1 pseudogene is annotated in these 219 nt (G+C 37.0%); it reads right to left on the reverse strand.

Annotated features, from left to right (window positions below):
* Nucleotides 1–219, reverse strand: a pseudogene (locus A6E03_RS20375) (hypothetical protein); the annotation flags it as partial.

The raw sequence follows: 219 nt of genomic DNA on the forward strand, positions 1-219 counted from the left end.
GCAATCAAACATACAACGACACCCACTCTACCTATCATTCGTATACATTGATAAGCATACTCTGGCACAACATCTGCCTGCTCAGTTAATATTCCGTTTTTGGTGAACTTGTAAATCCGCTTTATGTCAGCTGATGCAAAAAAAATAAAAACCAAATTAAGTAAAAGCCCACCTCCTACGTAAATAATAATTTCTCCAACATCAAGCCCATCATGACTA

The sequence above is a fragment of the Aliivibrio sp. 1S128 genome (assembly GCF_001691065.1).
Lineage (GTDB): Bacteria > Pseudomonadota > Gammaproteobacteria > Enterobacterales > Vibrionaceae > Aliivibrio.